22 protein-coding genes are annotated in these 23,483 nt (G+C 37.3%); 10 read left to right on the top strand and 12 right to left on the bottom strand.

Annotated features, from left to right (window positions below; all coding sequences use genetic code 11):
- Window positions 1-100 precede the first annotated feature (100 nt).
- Both HCO57_RS14220 and HCO57_RS14215 read left to right on the top strand, forming a co-directional pair.
- Window positions 101-3,322, top strand: a complete 3,222-nt coding sequence (locus tag HCO57_RS14220; protein ID WP_167989568.1) for a VPS10 domain-containing protein — start codon at window positions 101-103, stop codon at window positions 3,320-3,322.
- A 131-nt stretch (window positions 3,323-3,453) separates the two neighbouring features.
- Window positions 3,454-4,071 (top strand): Crp/Fnr family transcriptional regulator, encoded by a 618-nt coding sequence (locus HCO57_RS14215; RefSeq protein ID WP_167989567.1) that lies wholly within the window; start codon window positions 3,454-3,456, stop codon window positions 4,069-4,071.
- Window positions 4,072-4,085: 14 nt separating this feature from the next.
- On the opposite strand, the gene HCO57_RS14210 is transcribed toward HCO57_RS14215, so the two are convergent.
- Both HCO57_RS14210 and HCO57_RS14205 read right to left on the bottom strand, forming a co-directional pair.
- Entirely contained in the window at window positions 4,086-5,417 is a 1,332-nt protein-coding gene (locus tag HCO57_RS14210) for an alkaline phosphatase family protein (RefSeq protein ID WP_167989566.1), read from the bottom strand.
- 11 nt (window positions 5,418-5,428) lie between these two features.
- On the bottom strand, window positions 5,429-8,578 hold the full coding sequence (locus HCO57_RS14205; protein WP_167989565.1) for a carboxypeptidase-like regulatory domain-containing protein: 3,150 nt from the start codon (window positions 8,576-8,578) through the stop codon (window positions 5,429-5,431).
- Between the two features lie 228 nt (window positions 8,579-8,806).
- Between HCO57_RS14205 and HCO57_RS14200 the strand changes: the two genes are divergently transcribed.
- The 5 genes from HCO57_RS14200 to HCO57_RS14180 all read left to right on the top strand — a co-directional run bounded on the left by HCO57_RS14200 (window position 8,807) and on the right by HCO57_RS14180 (window position 13,230).
- A complete protein-coding gene (locus HCO57_RS14200; protein ID WP_167989564.1) occupies window positions 8,807-9,520 on the top strand; it encodes a DUF2490 domain-containing protein in 714 nt (237 codons plus the stop codon).
- Between the two features lie 53 nt (window positions 9,521-9,573).
- A complete protein-coding gene (locus HCO57_RS14195) occupies window positions 9,574-10,788 on the top strand; it encodes a bifunctional alpha/beta hydrolase/OsmC family protein (protein ID WP_167989563.1) in 1,215 nt (404 codons plus the stop codon).
- Window positions 10,789-10,911: 123 nt separating this feature from the next.
- Window positions 10,912-11,736: a hypothetical protein gene (locus HCO57_RS14190; protein ID WP_167989562.1), complete on the top strand. Its 825-nt coding sequence runs from the start codon at window positions 10,912-10,914 to the stop codon at window positions 11,734-11,736.
- A gap of 166 nt (window positions 11,737-11,902) precedes the next feature.
- Window positions 11,903-12,433 (top strand): RNA polymerase sigma factor, encoded by a 531-nt coding sequence (locus HCO57_RS14185; RefSeq protein ID WP_167989582.1) that lies wholly within the window; start codon window positions 11,903-11,905, stop codon window positions 12,431-12,433.
- Complete coding sequence (locus HCO57_RS14180) at window positions 12,433-13,230, top strand: anti-sigma factor domain-containing protein (protein WP_167989561.1); 798 nt, start codon at window positions 12,433-12,435, stop codon at window positions 13,228-13,230. Before HCO57_RS14185 ends, HCO57_RS14180 begins: the two co-directional genes overlap by 1 nt.
- Window positions 13,231-13,233: 3 nt before the next feature.
- Here the strand turns inward: HCO57_RS14180 and HCO57_RS14175 are convergent, their stop codons facing one another.
- Window positions 13,234-13,944, bottom strand: coding sequence for a TIGR04283 family arsenosugar biosynthesis glycosyltransferase (locus HCO57_RS14175; protein ID WP_167989560.1), 711 nt, complete (start codon window positions 13,942-13,944; stop codon window positions 13,234-13,236).
- Between the two features lie 116 nt (window positions 13,945-14,060).
- Here HCO57_RS14175 and HCO57_RS14170 point away from each other — a divergent pair, with 116 nt between their 5' ends.
- A complete protein-coding gene (locus HCO57_RS14170) occupies window positions 14,061-14,843 on the top strand; it encodes a DUF547 domain-containing protein (protein WP_167989559.1) in 783 nt (260 codons plus the stop codon).
- 68 nt (window positions 14,844-14,911) lie between these two features.
- On the opposite strand, the gene HCO57_RS14165 is transcribed toward HCO57_RS14170, so the two are convergent.
- From HCO57_RS14165 to HCO57_RS14155, 3 genes are all read right to left on the bottom strand, one after another.
- Window positions 14,912-16,186, bottom strand: a complete 1,275-nt coding sequence (locus tag HCO57_RS14165; RefSeq protein WP_167989558.1) for a tetratricopeptide repeat protein — start codon at window positions 16,184-16,186, stop codon at window positions 14,912-14,914.
- Window positions 16,187-16,266: 80 nt separating this feature from the next.
- Window positions 16,267-16,980: a DUF4331 family protein gene (locus tag HCO57_RS14160; RefSeq protein ID WP_167989557.1), complete on the bottom strand. Its 714-nt coding sequence runs from the start codon at window positions 16,978-16,980 to the stop codon at window positions 16,267-16,269.
- Window positions 16,981-17,000: 20 nt separating this feature from the next.
- The gene (locus tag HCO57_RS14155) at window positions 17,001-17,684 is read right to left on the bottom strand and encodes a DUF4331 family protein (protein WP_167989556.1); all 684 of its coding nucleotides are present in this window, start codon (window positions 17,682-17,684) and stop codon (window positions 17,001-17,003) included.
- Window positions 17,685-17,859: 175 nt separating this feature from the next.
- On the opposite strand from HCO57_RS14155, the gene HCO57_RS14150 reads away from it, so the two are divergent.
- Window positions 17,860-19,047 carry an LETM1-related biofilm-associated protein gene (locus HCO57_RS14150; protein WP_167989555.1) on the top strand — a complete coding sequence of 396 codons (1,188 nt, stop codon included), beginning with the start codon at window positions 17,860-17,862 and terminating at the stop codon, window positions 19,045-19,047.
- Between the two features lie 82 nt (window positions 19,048-19,129).
- Here HCO57_RS14150 and HCO57_RS14145 read toward each other — a convergent pair whose 3' ends face one another.
- The 4 genes from HCO57_RS14145 to HCO57_RS14130 form a co-directional block, all read right to left on the bottom strand.
- Window positions 19,130-19,885, bottom strand: coding sequence for a LytR/AlgR family response regulator transcription factor (locus HCO57_RS14145; RefSeq protein ID WP_167989554.1), 756 nt, complete (start codon window positions 19,883-19,885; stop codon window positions 19,130-19,132).
- Between the two features lie 32 nt (window positions 19,886-19,917).
- The gene (locus HCO57_RS14140) at window positions 19,918-20,235 is read right to left on the bottom strand and encodes a 2TM domain-containing protein (protein WP_245167604.1); all 318 of its coding nucleotides are present in this window, start codon (window positions 20,233-20,235) and stop codon (window positions 19,918-19,920) included.
- A gap of 2 nt (window positions 20,236-20,237) precedes the next feature.
- Complete coding sequence (locus HCO57_RS14135) at window positions 20,238-20,540, bottom strand: 2TM domain-containing protein (RefSeq protein WP_167989552.1); 303 nt, start codon at window positions 20,538-20,540, stop codon at window positions 20,238-20,240.
- A gap of 65 nt (window positions 20,541-20,605) precedes the next feature.
- The gene (locus HCO57_RS14130; protein ID WP_136951055.1) at window positions 20,606-20,884 is read right to left on the bottom strand and encodes a 2TM domain-containing protein; all 279 of its coding nucleotides are present in this window, start codon (window positions 20,882-20,884) and stop codon (window positions 20,606-20,608) included.
- A gap of 197 nt (window positions 20,885-21,081) precedes the next feature.
- On the opposite strand from HCO57_RS14130, the gene HCO57_RS14125 reads away from it, so the two are divergent.
- Window positions 21,082-21,519 carry a hypothetical protein gene (locus HCO57_RS14125; RefSeq protein WP_136951054.1) on the top strand — a complete coding sequence of 146 codons (438 nt, stop codon included), beginning with the start codon at window positions 21,082-21,084 and terminating at the stop codon, window positions 21,517-21,519.
- Here HCO57_RS14125 and HCO57_RS14120 read toward each other — a convergent pair.
- Both HCO57_RS14120 and HCO57_RS14115 read right to left on the bottom strand, forming a co-directional pair.
- On the bottom strand, window positions 21,516-22,853 hold the full coding sequence (locus HCO57_RS14120; protein WP_167989551.1) for a 2TM domain-containing protein: 1,338 nt from the start codon (window positions 22,851-22,853) through the stop codon (window positions 21,516-21,518). The genes HCO57_RS14125 and HCO57_RS14120 overlap by 4 nt on opposite strands.
- Before the next feature lie 3 nt (window positions 22,854-22,856).
- Entirely contained in the window at window positions 22,857-23,480 is a 624-nt protein-coding gene (locus HCO57_RS14115; RefSeq protein ID WP_167989550.1) for a hypothetical protein, read from the bottom strand.
- Between the last annotated feature and the right edge of the window lie 3 nt (window positions 23,481-23,483).

Below are 23,483 nucleotides of genomic sequence, written 5' to 3'. Positions count from 1 at the left end.
AGTTCTAATACTACTATTGCTAATATCCTAGGCCCAAATAGGAGCCGATTAAATTAGCATCCGTTTAACTCAAAATAGCTAATTCGACAAACCTTAAAAAATGAAAAAACTGATTCTTCTTTTACTGTGTTTTGCAGTAAGCTGTCTAAGTTTTGGGCAGGAATTTTCTATGGAGCTACTCCAAGACATTAAACCTAGAAATATTGGCCCCGCTGGGATGAGTGGCCGTGTTACCACTATTGATGTAGTTACAGACCAACCAGATGTAATGTATGTAGGTACTGCATCAGGAGGTTTATGGAAATCTACTTCTGGCGGCATTAAGTGGGAGCCTATTTTTGACCATGAGCTTACTGCCTCTATTGGTGCGGTTGCCATACAACAAAGTAATCCATCCGTAATTTGGGTAGGTACCGGAGAAGGTAACCCTAGAAACAGTTTAAATGGTGGGTACGGCGTTTACAAATCTTTAGACGGTGGTAAAAGCTGGATGAGCATGGGTCTTGAGAAAACAAGGCACATACATCGTATTTTGATAGACCCTACAGACCCAAATACCGTGTATGTTGGCGCTATTGGTTCTCCTTGGGGTATACATGAAGAAAGAGGCGTATACAAAACCACGGATGGTGGTAAAACTTGGAAGAAAATTTTATACACCAATCCTAAATCTGGGGTTGCAGATATGGTAATGGACCCAAGTAATCCTAACAAGATTTTGGTGGCTATGTGGGAACATAAGCGCGACCCTTGGTTTTTTAAATCTGGTGGTGAAGGCAGTGGCCTGTATATGACCCATGATGGTGGAGAAAATTGGAAAAAACTTAGCGATGAAGATGGTTTGCCTAAGGGCGAATTGGGCCGTATTGGTTTGGCCATAGCGAAGAATAAACCTAACATTGTTTATGCCTTGGTAGAGGCTAAGAAAAATGCCTTGTACAAGTCTATCGATGGCGGTTTTAAATGGAAAAAAGTCAATGATAAAGAAGAAATTGGCAACCGTCCTTTTTATTACTCGGATATTCGTGTAGACCCAGAAAACGAAAATCGGTTAATCTCTGTATTTACTTACGTAAATGTTTCTGAAGACGGTGGTAAAAGCTTTACTTCTTTAATGCCCGCTTACGGTGTCGCCAATGGGGTACACCCAGACCATCATGCATTTTACATTCACCCAGAGAATGGCCAATTTATGATAGATGGTAATGACGGTGGTTTAAACATTTCTAAAGATGGAGGTAAAACCTGGCGTTTTATTGGCAACCTACCTGTAGCACAGTTTTATCACATTAGCGTAGATAATGAGTATCCGTATAACGTGTACGGCGGAATGCAAGATAATGGTTCTTGGAGAGGACCTGCTTACGTTTGGAAAGCCCAAGGTATACGTAACAGTTACTGGCAAGAGATTGCGTTTGGTGATGGGTTTGATGTGGTACCAGACAAAGACAACAGCCAATATGGTTATGCAATGAGCCAACAAGGATTTGTAAGCCGTTACGATTGGAAGACGGGTAACAATTATATTGTGCGACCAACACCACCAGACGCGGATACCAAACTTCGTTTTAACTGGAATGCCGGTATTGGTCAGGACCCATTTGATAATAGCACGGTTTATTTTGGAAGTCAGTTTGTACACAAGTCTACCGACAAAGGGTTGACCTGGCAGGTAATTTCTCCAGATTTAACCACCAACGACCCAGAAAAGCAAAAACAAAGTGAAAGTGGTGGTTTAACTATGGATGCTACTGGCGCGGAAAATCACTGTACGGTATTGGTAATAGAACCTTCACCGGTAGAAAAGGATATGCTCTGGGTGGGTACGGATGATGGTCGGGTGCATATTACGCAAAACGGCGGACAAACTTGGACAGAAGTAACGGCCAACCTAAAGGGCTTACCTAAAGGAAGTTGGATTCCACAAATTAAGGCCTCGCAAAAAAACAAGGGCGAAGCTTTATTAATCGCTAACGATTATAGACGTTTCAACTACACTCCCTATGCCTATAGAACTAAGGATTATGGTAAAACATGGACCCGTATTGTAGATGGTAACGATGTAGAAAGCTATACGCTTTCTATAATAGAAGACCCAGAAAATCCAAATTTAGTCTTCTTAGGTACGGATGATGGCTTGTATGTATCTTTCAATGCAGGTGAAAAATGGCAAAAATGGGGTAAATCTTTCCCTACGGTATCCACAAAGGATTTAGCTATACACCCAAGAGAGCAAGATTTGGTCATAGGAACTTTTGGTAGAGCCGCTTGGGTTCTGGATGATATTAGACCTCTACGTGCTATTGCCAAAGACATGAGCATCCTAAATAAAGAAGTAGCCCTATTTGAGAGTCCAACCGCCTATTTGGCAGCATACCAACAACCCACAGGTAGCAGATTTGGCGCAGATGCATTGTACAATGCAGAGAACAGAGCATATGGGGCTATGCTAACCTATTTCTTAAAGGAAGGCAGCAAAAAAGCGGATAAATCAGCAAAAAAAGAAGAAAAGGATGATGCTGAGGAGGTAGAAACTACCCAAAAAGAAATGACGGGTGTTCAGAAAAAAGATTCTGTACAGTTCGATATTTTTGATGGTGACCGATTAATCCGTACGCTAAAAATTAAGACCCCAGAAAAGGCGGGCTTTCATAGGTTATATTGGAACATGGACGAGAAAGGCCCAGACCGCCCTTCTAGAAAAATTAGCAAAAGTAAAAGAGAACGTGGAGGGGTTACGGTTAAACCAGGAACTTATCGCGTACAGGTAAGTCATGGAACAACCACGGACGAAACCACGATTAAAGTAGAAACCGACCCAAGATTGGATGTAGATATGGCTTCTGTGAATGAAGTTTACAATACCGCCAAGCAGTTACAGGATTTTACACAAACCGCTGCAGATGCCGTAAAGCAACTGGTAGAAAGTAAAGATTTGGCCAACAGCTTTAAAAAAGACATGCAAGACTTGGATAAAGAAAAGTTCAAAGAACAAATAAAAGCCTCTACAGAAATTGTAAAAGAAATTGATAGCGTTATAGCTTTATATATTGGTAAAGAAGATAAGCGCCAAGGTATTACCCGTAATCCAGAAATTACTGTTATGAACAGAATTGGAACAGCCTCTGGCTACATCCAAAGCAGACAAACAGGGATTACTAGCACGGAGCGCCAGTTGCTAAAATTTGCAGAGGATGAGTTAACATCGGCCTTGGAAAAAACCAATACCTTCTTTAACGAAAAATGGAAACCCTACCAAAGCAGTATCAAGGCTTTGGATTTATCGCCCTTTAAAGACGTAAAAACATTCAGTTTAAAGTAACCTAACAAAGCCCCCAAAATGGGGGCTTTTTTTATACTGTTTCCCCAACCCTATTGGGGTTTTCTATTTTAAGTAACCTTTGCCTAACGCTGACTTAAAATTAGGGAGGTATTTTCGGCAAAAATTGAAGCATGATTAACCTACGCGCTGCCAAAAGTGCTAACTTTTTGCAGTTTAATTTATTAGACCATTTAAGGGAACAAAATATAGCTACTCAAGGTAAAATTACTGAGCTAATTGTACCCAAGGGTAACCATATTTATACCGCTTGCAAAAAACTGAATTTTGCCTATGAAATAGTAGAAGGCGCTGTAAAGCTGGGCAGTTACACAGAGTCTGGACAAGAGTATATTTATGATGTTATAGGGCACAACTGTTTTTTTGGCAATTTTGAGTACTTAAATAACGACCAATTCTACGAGTTTTCTAAAGCTATGGTAGATTCTAGAATACGGGTTTATGATTTAGCTTTTTTTAAAGAACTCATTGCTAAAGACAAAAAGGTGAATGAATGGTTTATAGGCTACCTCATCATCCGATGGTGTAATGCAGAAAAAAAAATAAAAATGGCCAATGAAAAAGGGGCCTTAGACAAGGTACTCTATTTAAAAGAATATTTTCAAGAAAAAGTATTGGATTGTTCTGGTCAAGAGTATCAATTATTTGATTTATTGACTAAAAAAGATTTGGGTGACCTTATTGGGGCCACCCGTCAAACAATTGCTAACACCTTAAGAAAAGTATATTAATATACCTACCACGTTTATTTTAATATACCGGGATAAGCAATGCCATCTTTAGCTTCAAAATCTAATTGCAGCATTTCCGCAATTAAAGGCGCTATATCTTCTAGGTTCATTTTTTCTATAGTTTTCTGCTTTGCGGTGAGGGCTCCCCAAGCAACAAAACCTGTTTCTATGGCTTTAAAATCAGGAAAAAAGCCGTGTGTGCCGCCCTTACGCGGTTTTAATACATTCCCTTCTGTACTACCAGACATGGCTACACCCTCTACAGGGGCTAGTGCCAATGCAGCTTCTTTACTAGCGCCTACAGCGTTCAGTTCTTCCTTTTCAATCACTCTAAACAACTTTTTATATTTAGCTGGTAAACTAGCTAGCTTATTCTTTACATGCTCTAAGGTCTTTTTATCCTTAGCATCTTTTAAAATTAGAAAGGCTGAGGCTCCACTGGTATGGAAAACTGCTTTCCAGTTGCCGCGTTCTTTGCTATCCGCTAGTAGTCCCATCTCTTTAAGCCAAATGTTTGGGCTCAAGGCACTATGAATATCAACAAAACCATGGTCACCAGTTATTATAAAAGTGGTCTTATTTAAAATCTTAGCGCGCTCAGCTGCTTCCATTATTTTACCAATGGCCCTATCTACAGCCGCAATAGATTTATACACCATTGGACCTTCCTTTCCTTCTGCATGCTGAAAGTGGTCTGTAGCAATTAAATGAACCGTCATAAAATTGGGTTTGTAGGTCTCTAGCGTGTAGGCAGCCATGTCCCCAGTTTTGTCTTCTCTATTTAGATAATCGCCATTAAAATTGGCTGAGGTCAACTTACCTGTTGCTTTTTCTTCTAATTCTGCAAGAAAACCTTTGGGGTTTTCATTGGCACGATTCGCCTCCATAAAAGGACCTTTACGGTCTACCGTCCAAACTTCCGGCACGTTATAATCTATAGCACCACCTACACTAACAGGCCAGAAAAAAGAGGCGGTTGTGCCTCCTTTTTCTTGTACTGCTTTCCAAAGCGTTTGGGTCTGTATTAAATTGCTCTCCCAATACCATCTTCCGGTTTGCCCTTCCGGTTCAAACGGAGCATTGTAATACACGCCATGATGTAATGGTGTTGCTCCAGTTATTAAAGTAGTGTGAGATGGATACGTTACAGAGGGAAAGACACCTCTTACCCCTAAAGCCTGTACACCTTCTTTTGCCATTTGTTTCAAATTGGGAGCTGGCCATTTGGCTTCCAAATAAAAATCTGGTCTAAATCCGTCAACGGAAACTAATACTACATGTTGGTCTGTTTGTGCAAATACAGTGGCTGCACAACAGCTTATCACTAAGTTTAAAAACTTTTTCATCTTCCTAACTATTAAAATGAATAACGAGCTCCCAATTGTAATCGCCAAGGCGTACCACCAATTGGTTCTACCCCTGCTCCTGTTTGTACACCGTAATCGTAAGCATTGGTAGTTGGGTTAAAACCATTAACACGCATAAACTCCCTAGTTCTACCAAAATTGTGATTTACTCCCCATTCCTTATTAAGTAGATTGGCGACGTTAAATAAATCTGCAGACAACTCTAATTTCTGAGTATTTAAAAAAGTAAATGATTTGGTTAAACGCATATCTACAGTTGCCGCAAAGGGGTTTACCCCACCATTACGCTCTGCAAAACGCCCAAAATTCTCTCGCAAATATTCCTTGAAATTTTCTGGTGTATCTGGGTCTGCCAACACTTGGTTGTATGCATCTCTTATCGCTTCTGGTGTATTGGGGTCATTAGGATCAAAAATGTAAGCAATATCATTCCTAAGGTTAAAATCGCCATTAGCACTGGTATTATCATCCACCATTAACGAATATCTAGATCCTCCAGAACCTATGGCTGTAACTCCTAATTTAAAGCCTTTCCAAGTAGGAGTTGCTCCGTTTAGTACCATTTTTGTTCCAAAATGGTTATCAGAAAAACCATAATTTAAATCTCTTGGGTCACCTTCTACAGGTAAAAAAGTAGAGGTATTGGCTACACAACAGTTGTAAGAAGAATTGTCTTTAGTTTGGTTAAACGTAATGCTACCATTGATGTAACCATCTTTGCCTATCTCTGCTCCTGCTTCTACTACCAAGGCCATTTGGTCTAATATCCCGTCAGATGTCATGTATAGTGCTCTACCTACTCTATCCGAAATTCTAGAATTGGTCCAATCTATCTGTCCGCCCTCTGTAATTGTATTGGCAGGCACAAACACCTCTCTACCTTGTGGAGTTACAAAATAGGGATTGGTTACTAAGTTGGCTTCTTGGTAAGTGTAATTGTTTTTAGTGTGACTCAATAAGGCATTCAACCCAAAATACAGCCCGTTATCAAAAAAGTGGGTGTAGCTAAAATTTCCTTTAAAGGTGGTTGGCACTTCAAAGTCTGGACTTACCGCATTGATGGTAGAAAACGGAGTTTCACCTTCTGGTATTCCAGGAACAGTAGATGGGTCTTGTCTGTAGCCAACAAAATCTGGGGTTGGCACAGCCGCACCAGTAACATCTATGGCTCCAAGCAAAGTACCACTATTTTGTATGTTATTTACTTGTGCATAATAATGGGGTTGAGATGTAAATACACCTCCCCCTAATTTAAAGATATCTGTATTCTCTCCTTTTAAATTCCAAGTAAGTTGAATTCTAGGTTGAATGTTATCAAAGTCTTCTATGGTTTCATCCGTTCTAATGCCTAAATCTTCAAAAACCACAGGATTAAATTCTGCCGCATCATTAAATATAGTAGCATCCCAACGCAAACCTGCTTTTAGGTTTATGTCCTTAGTAAGATTAAAATCGGCCTCAGCAAAAAGCGATAAATCTAACACTGTTTGCTCTACCAACGGTAAACCCTGTAATGGCACCTCTCTGGCATACCTACTTGCGTTCATATTGTCAAAATCATCTAAACTATCAAAGAAAAAACGACCATTTTGCTCGTTAGAAAGCAAGGTTTCCAAGTAAGTTATGGTGTTATCTGTACCAAAAGTATAGTTTACTTTACCTGTATTTAAATACGTAATATTTGCAATATGCAGCTGATTTTCCATATTGGTTTCTGGCGTAAAACGTTGCCCTCCCATTTGAATGTCTCTAGACCTTGTACTGCCATTAGGTAATACTGAAGTAACCTCTACAATGGCCCTAGGAATATTGCTAGACGGCAATTGACTGCTTGGAACAAAAGCGCGTTCTGCATGCTGATATTGTACTTTGAATTCATTAGTTACAGCAGGAGAGAAATTAGAACGTAAAGACACCAAAAAGCTATTCTCTTTAGACTCAAAATCTGACCAAGATTCCGCAATTTCAAAATCCGAATTATCACTGGTATTAAATGGGCTTTCCCACTTATTATACAGATTACGTAGTGTTAATCTATGTTTATCATTTATTTGCCAATCCAAGCGAATGAATAAGTTATTGGCTTCTGTTTCTCTATCAAATTGCCCTACTTGCTGAGCATCACTCACACCGTATTTAGTCCTAGCAATGTTTAAGAAGCGGTCTAAATTGTCTTGAGAAATCCCTAAACGATTTGCATCTGCATCACTCTGTATATCTGCAATACTTATTGGCTCTCCTGCATCTTGACGCTCATATGTAGCAAAAAAATGTAATTTGTCTTTTACAATAGGTCCGCCCAAACTAATTCCGTATTGAGAGGTGTAAAAATCTGCTTCTCTGTCTTCTCCTCTAATGTTATATTTACTTTGTAAAGCATCCGCTCTGTGGTAAAAGAAAGCACTACCACTAAAAGTGTTGGTACCAGATTTGGTTACGACGTTTAGGGCTCCTCCACTTTGTCTACCCTGTGTAACACTGTAGTCATTAGTAGATACTTCAAACTCCCTAACTGCTTCTTGAGACAAGGTGTAGGGTCCACGACCAACCTCACCGGCCGTTAAGGTGTTTCTAGCATTTGCCCCATCTATAGTAATGTTAGTAGAAGTTCTACGCTGCCCTCCTAAATTTAGAGACCCACCGCCTTGCAACGGGCTTAAACTGGTTAGCCTTGTAAAGTTTCTACCTTCCGTTGGGAGATTGGCAATCTGTACTTTACCAATTTTGGTGGCTGCTCCTATTTGTTGAATACGTTGAGAGATACCCTCACCAGTCAATACTACCTCTTCTAACGCATTTACACTTTCTTGTAAATTAATCTTAAGTACAACAACATCACTTTGGTTTAATTCTATCCCCTCTTTTACCGCCGTTTTAAATCCAGTATAAGAAGCCTCAAAGCGATAAGGGCCACCTAAAGGCAGCTGTTGTAATACAAAATTACCGTCCATATCTGTAATGGTTCCGGTTCTAAATCCTGTTGCGGCATTCTGTACTAGAATATTGACACCCATCATAGGTGCATTGCCGTCATCTAAAATAGTTCCTCTAATAGAGGCATTGGTAGACTGCGCGGTAACCCAATTGGCACCCAAAAGCAGACTACATACTACTAAAATAAGTTTGGTAAAAGTTTTCATTTTGGTTCTGTTTTTAAAGCGGCGAAACTAAAATTGAAGCCTTATTGTGCCACGTTAATTTTTAACATTAGCACCAAGCTTTACCTTTATTTTAAGTTGAATTAACTTTGGGACCTGCTTGATTTTTGCCATCCATCAAATTGAAAAGAGTGCTTAAGTATTGTTAAATAGCCTTTGCATTTTAACAAGAGATTATATCTTGTGGGCAACAACTATTCAAACTTTATAATGAAGAAACTACTGCTACTTTCCCTATTTGTATTCCTATTTATTAGTAAAGGCAACGCCCAGATTGCTACGCCCATTTCTGGGGAGGAAGAGTTTGGCGCATGGTACATGTATTTTGGTACTAATAAGCTATCTGAAAAGTGGAGTTTACATACCGAAGCGCAATTTCGATTGTATGAAACTACCGATAATTTTAATCAACTTTTATTGAGAACAGGCGCCAATTACCATATCAATAAGGATGCTATAGCAACTTTAGGGTATGGATATATTGAGACCGATGCCAGTTTTATAGATTTACCTGGAGAGACCAATAGTAAGGAACACCGAATTTTTGAACAGTTCATTTTAAAAAATAAAGTGTGGGAATTTCTATTTGAACACCGGTATCGTCTAGAACAACGTTTTTTAGAGTTTGCCAATAACACTACGGACACGCAACACCGAGCACGTTATCGCCTGCAAGTTACACTCCCCTTGACCAATACCTTTTTCTTAAATTTTTATGATGAATTATTTATAAACCTACAAGACGATTTATTTGGACAAAACCGGCTTTACGGTGCTTTAGGTGTACATGTTACAGAAAATAGCAGTGTGCAGATTGGTTACTTAAGAAACCAATTTACCAATGCGGTTTATGATAGACTCCAGATAGGAATCTTTTACAATCCCGACTTATCTAGTCTCTTTAAAAAGAAACCTAAAAGTTAATCTATAGGGCTTATTCCACCATTTTACTTTGGCCCTGTAAAAGACCATAAACTATGCAGACAAACAGAGTAAAATTTACCAACCAGCAAGGTCAACAATTAAAAGGCCTATTGGAACTACCTATAAACCAGCATCCGCACAATTTTGTGCTTTTTGCACACTGCTTTACCTGCACTAAAAATTTATTAGCAGTTAAAAATATTGCCAGAGGCCTTACCGCGAATGGTTTTGGTGTTCTCCGTTTTGATTTTACTGGATTAGGAGAAAGTGAAGGGGAATTTGCGGATACCAATTTTTCTGGTAATGTAGAAGATGTAATTGCTGCGGCAAATTTTTTAGATGCTACCTACAAAGCACCTAGTCTTTTGGTTGGGCATTCTTTAGGAGGCGCAGCCGTTTTACAAGCTGCAGCAAAGTTGGATTTTGTAACAGCAGTAGCCACCATTGGTGCGCCTAGCCATCCAGAACATGTTAAACATCTTTTTAAATCTAACTTAGAAGAAATTAAACGAAGTGGTAAAGCTGTGGTACATTTAAGTGGAAGAGATTTTACGATTACGCGGCAGTTTGTAAAAGATTTAGAGCAGAATGCAGCCAAAGAAAATATACAGGACCTGCGTAAAGCATTACTGGTGCTACATTCACCACAAGACACTATTGTTGGAATTCAGAATGCAGAAGAAATTTATACCGCAGCGCATCATCCTAAAAGCTTTATATCCTTAGATGGTGCAGACCATTTATTATCAGATAAAGAAGACGCAACCTATGTAGGGAATGTCATTGCCAATTGGGCCACACGCTACGTGACTATAAAAGCAGAGACACCTTTAAAAAGTAAGCAAGAGGTAATAGCAAGTCTAGATAGTAATGCAAGTTTTACCACACAAATGAAGGTTGGTGACCACCTTATGGTGGCAGATGAGCCAGTTTCTTTTGGCGGCCAAAATTTTGGCCCATCTCCTTATGAGTTGGTTTCTGCTGGTTTATCTGCCTGTACAGCAATGACTGTGCAAATGTATGCCAAGCGTAAAAATTGGCCTTTAGAAAACATAGAAGTCCACACCACTTACAACAAACAACATGCTGTAGACTGTGAACATTGCGAAGAACCAACGGCCAAGATTGATACGTTTCATCGTTTTATAAAGTTTACAGGAAATTTAGACCAAAAACAAATTGCTCGCATGTTAGAAATTGCAGACAAATGCCCAGTACACAAAACCTTGCATAGCCAAACACAAGTGATTACGGAGTTCTTAGATTAGTCAATAATCATAACAGCTCGTTATTATAAGAATAGCGTTAAAATTGCTACACTATTAAATTGGTTAGCGCTGCATATTTTTTTACTTTTAAGCTAATCTAAGAAAACACCAAAGACAAAGACGATGAAAAAATTAATCGCAATACCATTAGGAGCAATATTAGCTTTAAGTTTTAGCTGTAAAGACTTTAAGAAAGGAGTTGAAGACGGCTATAATGATGCAAAAAAAGAGGCTGAGGAAGTTAAAATCGAAACTCCGGAAGAAAATATAACATTATCCAAATTAGAAGATTCTCCTGCTTATAGCGATGCTGTACTGCGCTTGGAGAATCCTTCTGATGGTAAGATTGCAGAGGCAGGCCCGGTAGATTTTAACTTTACTGTATCTAATTATGAACTTGGAGCACAAACAGACAGTCCAAACGCAAACTTACTTGCAAACTCTGGTAAAGGACAGCATATTCATTTTATACTAAATAATGAGCCGTACTCTGCGCATTATGAATCTACTTTTACTAAAGAAATGCCAGCAGGCGTACACCACTTAGTTGCTTTCTTAAGCAGGTCTTATCACGAATCTGTTAAAAATGAAAACTCCGTAGTTGTACAGAAGTTAGAAATTGGAGAGAATCCAGAGGATTCTAAAGGTATACAAATAGATGCTCCTACCCTAATTTACAGCAGACCCAAAGGGGAGTATTCTGGTAAGGATACAGAAAATTTATTGTTAGACTTTTTTGTTCTGAATACCACATTATCAGCAGATGGTAATAAGGTTAAAGCAACAATTAATGGACAGGAATTTATGATAACCGAATGGGTACCCCATGTAATCAAGGGTCTAAACAAAGGAGAAGTAACTATTAAACTAGAACTAATAGATCAAGAAGGCAACGGAATTCCAGGACCTTTTAATACCGTTGAACGTACGGTTACCTTGAAAGAGTAAAATCATTTTTTAAATACTAAAAACAAAAAGTCATCTTAGGATGGCTTTTCTTTTTTTAAGCTTACTGATAGTCAAGTTATAGAGACCGTGCATGATTCCCTTTTACAATTAAAATATGTTTTATGCTTAAAAATATGTTGCAATACCTATCTTTAGCGCAATGGCAATAGACTTAGATAACCTTATTCTAAAATTTAAACAGCAAGATGCAACTGCGTTTGAAACTCTGCATCAAATGTACGCAGAGAATATCTGTGGCGTTATCAATACTATTGTACGCAATCCAGAAAGAGCACAAGAGCTTTGCCAAGATGTTTTTATAAAAATTTGGCATAATGCTGATAGTTATGATAAAAGTAAAGGCCGTTTCTTTACTTGGATATTAAATATAGCCAGGAATACTGCTATAGATGAAGTAAGGTCTAAATCGCACAAAAATGACAAAAAAAACCTACAGTTAGATTATTTCGTAGGTATAGTAGAGGGTGTAGAAGATATGGACGAAAGAACAAATACTATCGGGCTAAAAAAATTAGTAAAAGACTTAAAAGAAAAGTGTTTACAAGTAATTGAATTGTTATACTTTAAGGGGTATACCCAAAAAGAAGTAGCAGAAGAACTTAACATACCTGTTGGGACGGTAAAAACAAGAAATAGAAGTTGTATCTCTAAACTAAGAGAAAACTTAAATTTATAATGGATACGCAAGAATACATAGCGTCTGGTATTTTGGAACTATATGTTGCTGGGCTACTCACTGCAGAAGAAAATTTGCAGATAGACCGCTACGCGCAAGAGTATCCAGAGATTAAAGCAGAAATATTGGCTATAGAAGACAGTATTTTAGCCTTAAGTAAAGCTGCGTCTCCTGGTTTAGCTGAGGATTCACTTTCTACTATACGAAAGAAAACTCAGAACGTAATCCCGATAACCCCTGTAGCAGAGAAACGTACAAACCAAAATTTCTTTAGCTATGCGGGTTGGGCTGCCTCTGTGGCATTGGCTATAGGCTTATTTTACTTGTACCAACAAAATAATATATTAAAAGAAACCTTAGAGGTGACTACTACGGAAAAAGAGGAATTAAAAACCGCGGTAGAAGTAGAAAAAGAAACAACTACTAAGGTTAACAGCATATTAGAGCAATTAAGAGACCAAAACGTGGCCGTTGTTGCCTTAGGCGGACAAGCTGTTGCCCCAGAGTCTTTTGCCAAGGTATATTGGAATACAAAAGAGCAAAAAGTAGTTATAGATGCCCAAGGTCTACCTGAACCCCCAGAAGGCTTTACCTACCAAGTATGGTCTTTAAAACTAAATCCATTAACGCCAACAAGTTTAGGGCTGTTAGATGATTTTGCATCTAACGACACCAAATTATTTGAGTTAGATAACACTAATAAAAGTCAAGCATTTGGTATAACATTAGAACCTGCTGGCGGTAGTAAGAGCCCTACTTTAGAACAACTTTATACTTTAGGCGCTGTGAGTAGCTAAAAGCTATTTTCTAGCAGCATAAGGCGTACTAATTAATTTAGAATGTAACCGTTTCAACTTTACCGCAGGGTATCCTATTTTAAATAGAACAACGAGAAGAAGATTAGATAAATTGACCTTTAGGTACGAATTCGTTTCGTACTTTCTGGCAGACACCATAAGGTTATTAGGAATAATAGTGTAGCGTATTTTTTGCTGCTTCATTCTTCTAAAGAATTCAAAGTCCTCCATAATTACCTGTTTCTCATCAAACCCATGTAACTTTTTAAAAACAGAAGCTCTTATAAACAGGCATTGGTCTCCACCACCGGTAAAAATGCCATCTTTTTTGGTGAACTTACTATTGATGTTTAATAGAAAACTGTTTTTATTAAATTGATAGGAGAAAAAACCTGCTTCCGAGGTACCTTCTAGCGTCTCTTTGATATCCGTAAAAAAACTACTGGGTGGCCATACATCTGCGTGTAAAAAAGCCAAATACTTGCCTTTTGCGTGCAAAGCTCCTAGATTTAATTGTGCTGCTCTACCAGTAACCGAAGATTGATACCAGTGCACGCCATACCTATTACATACTTGGATAGATTTATCTTGGGTATCTTTAGACAAAACCACTATGATTTCCGTATTTTCATACTGTTTTAAGCCCTTGATGTGAGGAAGTAAGTTAGCTAAATTAGTTGCTTCATTATGAGCAGGAATTACAACACTAATCATTTAGAAATTTTTAATACCTACGGAAATTCTTTTAAGTAGGTTTTAAGAAAGCATCTGCTTTTTTAAGCGACAAACCCAAAATACCATGTTTACGTAAATAGATAAAATATATTTTAATGAAGATAAGATTATTAGCGGTTTTAAGCTTTTTATTTTTTAGTTGTTGTAAGGTAAAAAAAGCACCATTACAAGAAAAAAACTTTGCTTCTACAGAATTCAATGTATTATCAGAACAGTTGCTAGAACATATTAAAAACGAAACGCCCACTACTGAAATCACAGATAAACTGGCAGCAGCTTCTTTTGAAGACTTGCAAAGGAGCTTGGTTACAGATGCTCAGAAGTATGCTTTTTGGGTAAATATTTACAACGCCTACATACAACTAATTTTAAAAGAACATCCAGAATATTATGATGACCGGGGTGCGTTCTTTTCTAAAGAACAAATTACTATAGCAGGCCATACGGTAGCTTTTGAAACTATTGAACATGGTATTTTAAGAAAATCGCAATGGGGAATAGGTTTAGGATATGTACGCAAATGGTTTCCAGGTAAATTTGAGCGCAAATTGCGCGTAAATAAACGCGATTACCGTATACATTTTGCACTAAACTGCGGGGCCAAAGATTGCCCTCCAGTGGCTATTTACACCCCTCAAAAAGTAGAAGAACAATTTAAAAAAGGAACCGCACGTTTTTTAGAAAAATCAACCACCTATAGTGATGGTACAGCGAAAGTAACTTCTTTGTTTTCTTGGTTTAGAGGTGATTTTGGTGGTAAATCTGGTACCAAAGAAATTTTAGAGCAACACCAACTAATTCCGGCAGATGCAGATGTTGATGTGGAATATTCCAATTACGATTGGACTTTAGACCTAGACAATTTTATATCATTATAAAAAAAAGAAAAGCGCTCAAGTACCACACTTGAGCGCTTCTAACCAAACAATCAACCTAAAAAAAACTACTACAAACTCTGAATTTCCTTAGCTATCACAGGACCTAGTTCATAAGAAGCTTCTTTCAATTCTTTTTGAATCGGTTCTACCTGAGTAGATTTTCCATTTGCTTTATATACTTTAGCTGTAGTAAGTAAAATACTAGGCTCATGTGTTTTACCTACTATTTTCTCTTGTGTTATCTGCAGTGCTTTTTCTTCTTTACCCAACTTTAGATAGGTTTTTGCCAAAAGATTATAAGTCTCTGGAGTAGGTCTATTTGTCACTTCTTCTTGGGCCAATGCCAATGCCTTTTTGTACTCTTGCAAGTGGTCTAGCATAAAATCTATGTTGTAAGCATTGTACATGGCTCCATAATTGGGATTTTTAACCATGTTATAATAATAATCTAGATTTACCGCTTTTTTATCCATGTTCCCCATATACTCATGGATTTCTGCTTTTAAAAGAAAATAGTCTGGAGACTTGTAATTGGTAGTAATAGCGTCTAGAATACGTAACGCTTCTGCTCCATTTTTTTCATAACTAAAGACAATCCAAGCAATACCTTTTTTGGCGTATGCGTTGTTTGGGTCTAAACGCAATGCTTTAAGATAATTTTGATAAGAATCTTCTATACGACCAGCATGCCCATAATAATCTGCTATATTGGTATAAGACCATAAAAGTAAGTTAGCATTCTTACTAGATTCTGCCTTGGCTAAAGCTTTTTCCATAAGGGTAATAGTAGTATCCAAATCGCCCTTATAATCATTCCACTTTGCAGCTCTAATTAAGTATCCAAAACTGCTCATATTGGTAAGAGAATCTAAATAGGTTTGTGCTAAATCGTACTCCCCCAATTCCATATAAACATCAAACAATAAGGCTTGGGTTTCTTCTTTACCACCACCAACGCGGTCTGCTAAATGCGCCATTTGTAATGCTTCTTTAAACCGATGTTGAGAAATGTAGTTACGCGCCAAGGCTCTTGCATAAGATGCCTTATCTATGTTAGCAACAGCTAAGGCCTTTTCTAAAGCCAGTTCTGCCTTCTTTAAGTATACAACATCTGCGGTTTTAGAAAAATAATTATTGTACTCCCCAGCAACAATGCCTAAACTCATTAATTGCAAACTGTCTTGTGTTATTTTATTATTCCAAGTATTAAAATATTTGGTATGGGTTTTAGGAGCTTTTTGCACCAAATATGTATTGTAATCTTCTTGTTGGGTTGCAAATGTGGTAGTCTCTTGGCAAGAGAATAGAACCAGCAACAAGCTAAAGGAAAGTAGTATTTTCATTTTTTGGGTGTTTTAGGATGAATTGTATGTTTTTATAAGAGGAAGCTGCAATACAGCTCCCTCTTCTCTTTTTCAAAGTACTATTCTGGATTGCCCAGATAAGGAAATTCTGTAGCCACCGTAGCTGTGATGCCTACACCATCACTTACTAATAATGGCAGACCATCTTGGCCATTAAATCTAGCGCCATTACCGCCACCAAATAAAAGAATTAAAGAAACATCAATAACATCATCTGTTAAGGTTCTACCTGTTAAACCAACAGCGCCTTCGTACGCGGGTGCACCAGCCCCTGGGTTAAAATACGTTGTTGGCAAATTGGGAGCAACTTCTAAAACGTCGTCCGCCAAAACACTTGTCAATACGGTAGCACTAACGGGATTTTCTGTATATCCATCATTCTCTGGTCCATTTAAAATATCACCTAAAATATTAGGTTCGTAATCCACATCTTCTGCAGTTAAACCCAAGGCAACTGCATATGCATCATGATATGCTTCTAGCTGCGCTTCAAAGCTCGGTTGAAACGTTGCTTGCATTTCTGAAGGGATTGCAGCGTTATGCATGTCTTTTAGTTCACCGCTGCCACTTAAAACCGTATTAATGCCAGGACGCCCCATATAATCTACTTGTGCGTATGTGCCAGAAAAGTCTACCTCCATCATTCCATCATCTTCCAAACCCACCATATCATCATCCATCATTGGAGTATCATTATCGTCAGCATCACAGGCTACATTCAACGCTAATAATGCACTACATGCTGCGATACAGCTTATTCTATATAATTTCATTTTGTTTCTTTTTAAGTTGATTATTGTTTTCTATTTGTAGTTACCCAGGTTTTGTACACCTCTAAACCTAAAACATTAGTCGCTGTAGGCGTTCCTAACATTGTATTAGGAATCTCTACCACTAGTGCCATGGTATTAGCGCCATCAAAAGTGTCTGTACCGGGATTATTAAATCCGCTATTGTTTTCTGGGCTTGGCATAACCACTTGGTTGTACTGTGTAAAGTCAAAAAAGAAAGCATCTTGTCTGGGCCCAGCGAATAATTTTACGCCATCTGCAGTAGTTTCTGTAATTGCAGTTTCTGCAGAAATTTCTACCATACCCAATGGCATATCTACTGCTACTTCACTAGAAATACCTGTGGTTGTTGGTGCTACGGGACCAAAAAAGTACATAATACCGTCTCTTGGTATGGCTTGTATCACTTGGTCTTCTACCAAATCGCCATCCAAATCAATATTAATTTCGGTTAGCACGTCCTCATCAAAAGAACCGTATGCTAAACCATCTACTACGTTAGATTGTAAGTCTACAATAAATACGGTATTATCAGAACCTTCTGTAGGTTCAAAAGCATAGAAATCTGCAATATCTGCCGTGGTCCCCATACTGTTAGGGGCATCTATATGGTCTGCTGCAACCACAATAGCCATTGCTACTGCAAGCGAACCAAAGAATACTCCCTTTTTAATTGATTTTTTCATCATCAAATGTTTTAAAGATTATTTCCCTTACCTACGGGGTTTAAAAAGGGTGGGTTTGGTTTTAAATGTTAAAGTATTCCCAACAAAAAATACAATTGTAAATAAGCTGTGATAACTAATTAGCGACAAGCTCGTAGATTTTTTCTTACTTTGATCTAAGCAATCAAACACCAATATGAACCCATCCGCAACTGGTTGGATTAAAAAATTTGGACATTTAATCCAAGAAAAGCAAGAGCTGTATGTTGACCAAAATCATCTTTATCAGGTTTTATTAGCTAATGGATTTGTATACGGAATACATTTAACTCCGCCCCCTTTTGCCGTGGCTGAGCATAGCTATACAGAGGATGAAATTGCTAAAATTAATCTATTAACAGCACTGTATTTTTCTTATAAATTCGAGACCCAGAAAACCGACTTCTCTCACTTTGTCAGTATGGTTTTTGAATACTATAAATTGATGAATCTTGGGCAGATTGGTTTCTTGGACAAAATCCTAATTGGCAAAAAAACAGAAGACCAATTAGAGAAATTATTGGACTCCAGAATTTATCTTAACGGGAGTGCCTTTAGTCGTGCTTTTGGCAACAGCCTTACTAACTCTTTGCTATATGTAGACGTTCTAATATTTAAGGAATTTCTTAGAGGTAATCCTGATATAAAATCGCATGCAGAGCTACTTGAATATGTTACCATAAACATTGCTTACCAAGCATTAAATTCTAAAGAAACCAGAAAGAGTGATGAAAAACTTTTAGAAATTCTAGCTGCATCTTTAAGTTATGTTGATTTAAATGAAACCCATTTTGAACATAGTTTTTATGAATTATTGAGTCTTAAATTTAGCGAATCTGAAAAGAAATATTTACTAGATATTGCCTGCTTAACTGTATGGGAAGATGGTAAATTAGAACAAGAGGAATCTGACTTTATTTATGAGGTAGGCTATGGGTTAAATCGGGATAAAAATACGATTGCAGAAGCGGTAAAAAATGTGCTTATTTTCTTTGATGAAAACCGAGAAAAAATACCTTATCTAAAAGAGCTTAATATGGCATCTCAATTTTACGATGGGATGACCAAAAACGTAAGTAAACTTATTTTAAGAAACAGTAAGCGACTTAAAAAAGAACTGGTAGAGAGCAAAGAACTTTTACAGCTTTTAGCAAAATCTACTAAGCAAGACTTAACGCCACAGGAGCGTAAAAAAATGCAGCAACAATTATTAGATTTATTTAAAAGCATACCATCTTTAGCAATTTTCATGCTTCCTGGTGGGGCTGTTTTACTACCCATTTTTATTAAATTGATTCCGCAATTACTACCTTCTGCTTTTGATGACAACCGAATAGACAAATAGCCCTTATCTAGAGTATCACTTTAATTATAATAAAATTTTATAGCGACACTTAAAATACAATTTACCAGATTTTTAAACAGCTTTACTCTAACCAAAACTTAAAGTCTTTTACGCGCTCCCTACTAACTATAACATCTTGTTCTTTATACGTCTTTAGCTTTATTTGAAGCCTAGAATTGGTATAAGAAACTATGTCTTTAATATGGTCAATGTTTACATAGAATTTTCTGCTAACGCGAAAAAAGGTTTTAGGAGAGATTTCGTCCTCCAAATTTTCTAGAGTAGTATCTAACAAATAATTTCTACCATCTGTAGTAGCCGCATAAGTGCCTTTATTTTCACTGTAGAAGCACTCTACCTCATCTGCATTTATAATCTTTAAATGTTGCCCTACTCTAGCGGTAAATCGTTTTTTATACTCCCGCTCCAGAGGGTTAACAAGGAGCTTTTTTATGTCTTCAAAATCAATTGAAATCTTGTCCTTTTTAGGTGCAAAATCACGGTATTTTTTTACTGCTTTTTCCAAGTCTTCATCATCAATTGGTTTTAGCAAATAATCAATGCTATTTAGCTTAAAAGCTTGTAGTGCATACTCGTCATAAGCAGTAGTAAAAATCACTGCAGATTTTACATGTACTGCATCAAAAATTTCAAAAGATAATCCGTCTGATAATTGGATGTCTAAAAAAATTAATTCAGGATGTGGGTTTTGCTTAAACCACAAAATAGATTCTTCTACAGAGTGTAACATGGTTGCAACTTCTACTTGTAATTCTGACAGCATTCTACCCAATCTTCTTGCTGCAGGTTTTTCGTCTTCTATGATTAGTACATTCATGTTTGGTTTGGTTATTTTGGTTTATTTAGTTTTTAAAGATACTTATCTTTTTCCGCGCTATCCCTATCCATATATTCTTGAATTTTTCGTTCTTCCCAGTTACTTCCAAATATTGGAAATATTCCAAATACACGTATGCCATGGAATGCTAATCCTATACCCCAAAAGAAGAGTGTAGAGAAGTTGGTCCAATCCCAAAATCGCATTTGATCAAACCCACTTTGGATAAAAAAATTGGCTAAAATAAACGCATTAATAATTACATAAACTCCAAGGTGTATGTAGAAACTTTTTATCTCTTTTACGCGTTTTTGCGCACGTTGATATTTTGCATCGTTGGTTTTTTTCATGATTACTTCCATTTTTCTGTTTCTCTTTCTTTTTCCATTATTTCTCTAATCTTTCTTTCTTCCCAATCTTTATTAAAAAATGGATTTACCCTAAATGTTTTTAGTGCATGAAAGAAAACTCCTATTCCCCAGCCAAAGGCTGCCCACAGAAACCACATGTATCCAAAACCCGTGGTATAGTAATTTATACCCGCCAAGAACACCACAAAAATTAAATATATGGTTAGGTTGTTGTAGAACTTTTTGAGCTCATCTACCCTATCTCTGGCTCTCTGGTATTTGCTTTCATTAAACTTTGTATCCATTGTTAAATATTATTTGCTATTCGTTTTTTGATATTTCTTTGTTGCTTTTTTAAAGATAGTAACTATTAAAAGTTATGATCCTTCATAAGTTCCGCAATCTTGCGCTCTTCCCATTCTTTACCAAAAAAAGGATTTTGAGCAAACGCATGCAATCCGTGTCCTAATAGGCCCAATCCCCATCCTAAAGCAGGGAAAATTACCCAAGGAAAACTTGTAGTACTGTAATTGATATATGCTAAAAAAGGAATTACTAATGCATAAGCAAATAAATTACCATAAAAACTTCTTATGCTTTCTACTTTTTCTTTAGCTCTTCTGTACTTAGCGTCGTTTTGGTATTCCATAATAGTTGTTTTTTTTGTTTTGATTAATTACACTGTAAATATCCTTTACCAGAACCACTTTCCATAAAGCGTCTTACTCAATTGTAGAAAAAGAATGATGAATTGTTATACAATAATGCACCAGGTAAAATAGTTAGTGATTATTAAGAAAAACCTTACGATTTTTATATTTGGAGTAAAATCAATTGCATTGATAGATGAAGATAGTATATCAATATATAGCTCATAAAAAATTACTTATACAGAAGTATTCAGGTAAAGCTTGCCATGATACCTACAAACAACACTTAGAGCGTATTTTAAAAGAACCTTTTTCTAAGGATATTAGATATGTATTGTCTGACCTGACAGAAATGGAAGTTGATGATGTTGTAAAATCTGTGATACAAACCAGCACCTCAAGGAATAATAAGGTAACAATACCCTTTAAGGAGGTGTTATTGGTTACCACTCCAGCTACAACTGCTTTTGCTACGTTACTACAACGCATTGGTAGTGATAATGCCGTATTTCATTTTTGTAGCACTATAGAAAAAGCTATTTCGCTTTTAAACGTTAGTCTTACACCAGATGAAGCCTTAATACATTTAGAAGATTTGAGAAATGAAGTGCAATTTAAAGAGAGTGAAAATTAAAAATCTTCGTCTTCCATAAACTGACGAATTTTACGTTCTTCCCAATCCTTACCCAAAAGAGGATGATAGCCAAAAGCCTGCAACGCATGAGCCGCTAGCCCAAACCCCCAGCCCAATGTGGGGAAAATTGCCCAAGTAAAACTCGTAGTACGGTAATTTATCCACCATAAAAAAGGGATGACAAATACGTAAGCCGTTAAATTACCATAAAACCCTTTTATTGCCTCTACGCGCTCCTTTGCTTTCTCGTAACGCTTTTCCTCTAAAAATTCGTCCTGGGTTTCCACACGAGATATTTGTTGGTTAAGCATGGGTAAGGTTACTCTAAAATCGGTTTCTGTTTTTTCTATAGATACCTCCCTATTCGTTAAAATCTGATAACGTTGTTTGATGTTCTGCAGTCCAACCCCGCTACTCTTTTTTACCACTTCCTTAGCCTGTAGGTTGTTACTCACCACCAAATTATTCTCGGCTTCAAACACTTTTAAGTGCAATGGTCTAGATGCCGTAACAACATTATGCTTTACTGCATTTTCTAACAATAATTGCAAACTTAAAGGTACAATCTTAGCGTCCGGGTCCGTTGCCTGGTCTGGAATATCAAACACAATGCTATCCTCAAAACGCATTTTTAGTAAACGCACATAGGTCCTAGCAAAGTTGAGCTCCTCATCTACCGTTACCAAATCTTTATTCTTCTGCTCCAAAACATAGCGGTATACTTTGGAAAGGGACGTGGTGAATTTCTGCGCTTGATAGGGGTCTTCTTCTATTAAACTAGTCAATACATTTAAGCTATTGAACAAGAAGTGTGGGTCTAACTGATTTTTTAATGCATCAAAACGAGCAGATGCGGTACCCGCAATGATTTTCTGCTCTTTTACCTTATTGTCTTGTCTATACTTGTAATAATAGGCCCCATAAAATATGAGGTTTATTACAAAAGAGATAATTAGGGATTGGGTATAGTTATGTACGCGCTCCCCAAGAAGAAACTCCATAAAAACCTCATCTCCAAAAAATACAAGCCTTATAAGTCTTGCAAAGAAAATTGCAATAAGAGAAACTACTATATTACCTCCAAAGGCAATAGAAAAACGTTTAATACCCCATATTTTCTTATCAAATCGCTTTAGAATATAATCAAACCAATAAATGTTGAGCATGTAGATAATGACAGAAAAAATAATATTCTCATAATATTCTGACCACGCTCCACGCCATAATTGGGTTTTATCTACATCCGTAAAAAAGTAGAAATAAACCATAAAGACCACATAAATTGCGGTCCCTATGAGTGTTCCTTTAAAAAATTCCTTTATAAATTTTTGCATGCTCTAGTTGTTGCATTGGGCCAAAACTTCTTTGGCTCTGTCTTGCCCCCAGTTTGGATAAAATTCGGTTTCTGGTTTAAAATTAGCGAAAAGTTCCAAAGAGCGTTCCACATCTTTGCAATAAGGGATGGTATCCTTTCCAAAATATTTGGCAGACCCCATGTCCCACTCCGCTTTAGAAAACACTACTCTAGGGTTGTTGGGCGCTAACTGTGCCGCCTTTCCATACAATTGCACTACTTTTCCAGAAAGCGTCATCCCATAGGTAGCCCCATCAAAAGCAATGTAGGCCGTATTTGTCAAGGCCTCTAAAACCAATAGCTCTGCATTATCTGGCGAAATATTCTTGGCCACGTCTATGAATTCTTGTGCTTTTTCTAATTGTTGTTTCAATTTGGTTTCATCTGTTTCGCCAAAAGAGGCGGTTGTATTTACCAATGCGTTATAGTAGTAGGGAAGCCAATTGTCTTGTTCTGCCATAGAAATACGTTCAAATAAATTAGAGGCTTCGGTTATTTTACCTTCTCCCCAAAGTTGCAAAGCTTTTTGCATTCCCTTAGTGTACTTGTCTTGTGCAGTTAACACACTAGTTACGGCTAAAAGACAAATTAAAATAGTTTTTTTCATGAC

Origin of the sequence: Croceivirga sp. JEA036, from assembly GCF_011882165.1 — a bacterium.
In the GTDB taxonomy this organism is placed as follows: Bacteria; Bacteroidota; Bacteroidia; order Flavobacteriales; family Flavobacteriaceae; genus Croceivirga.
This window is presented reverse-complemented; position numbering and strand designations above follow the sequence as displayed.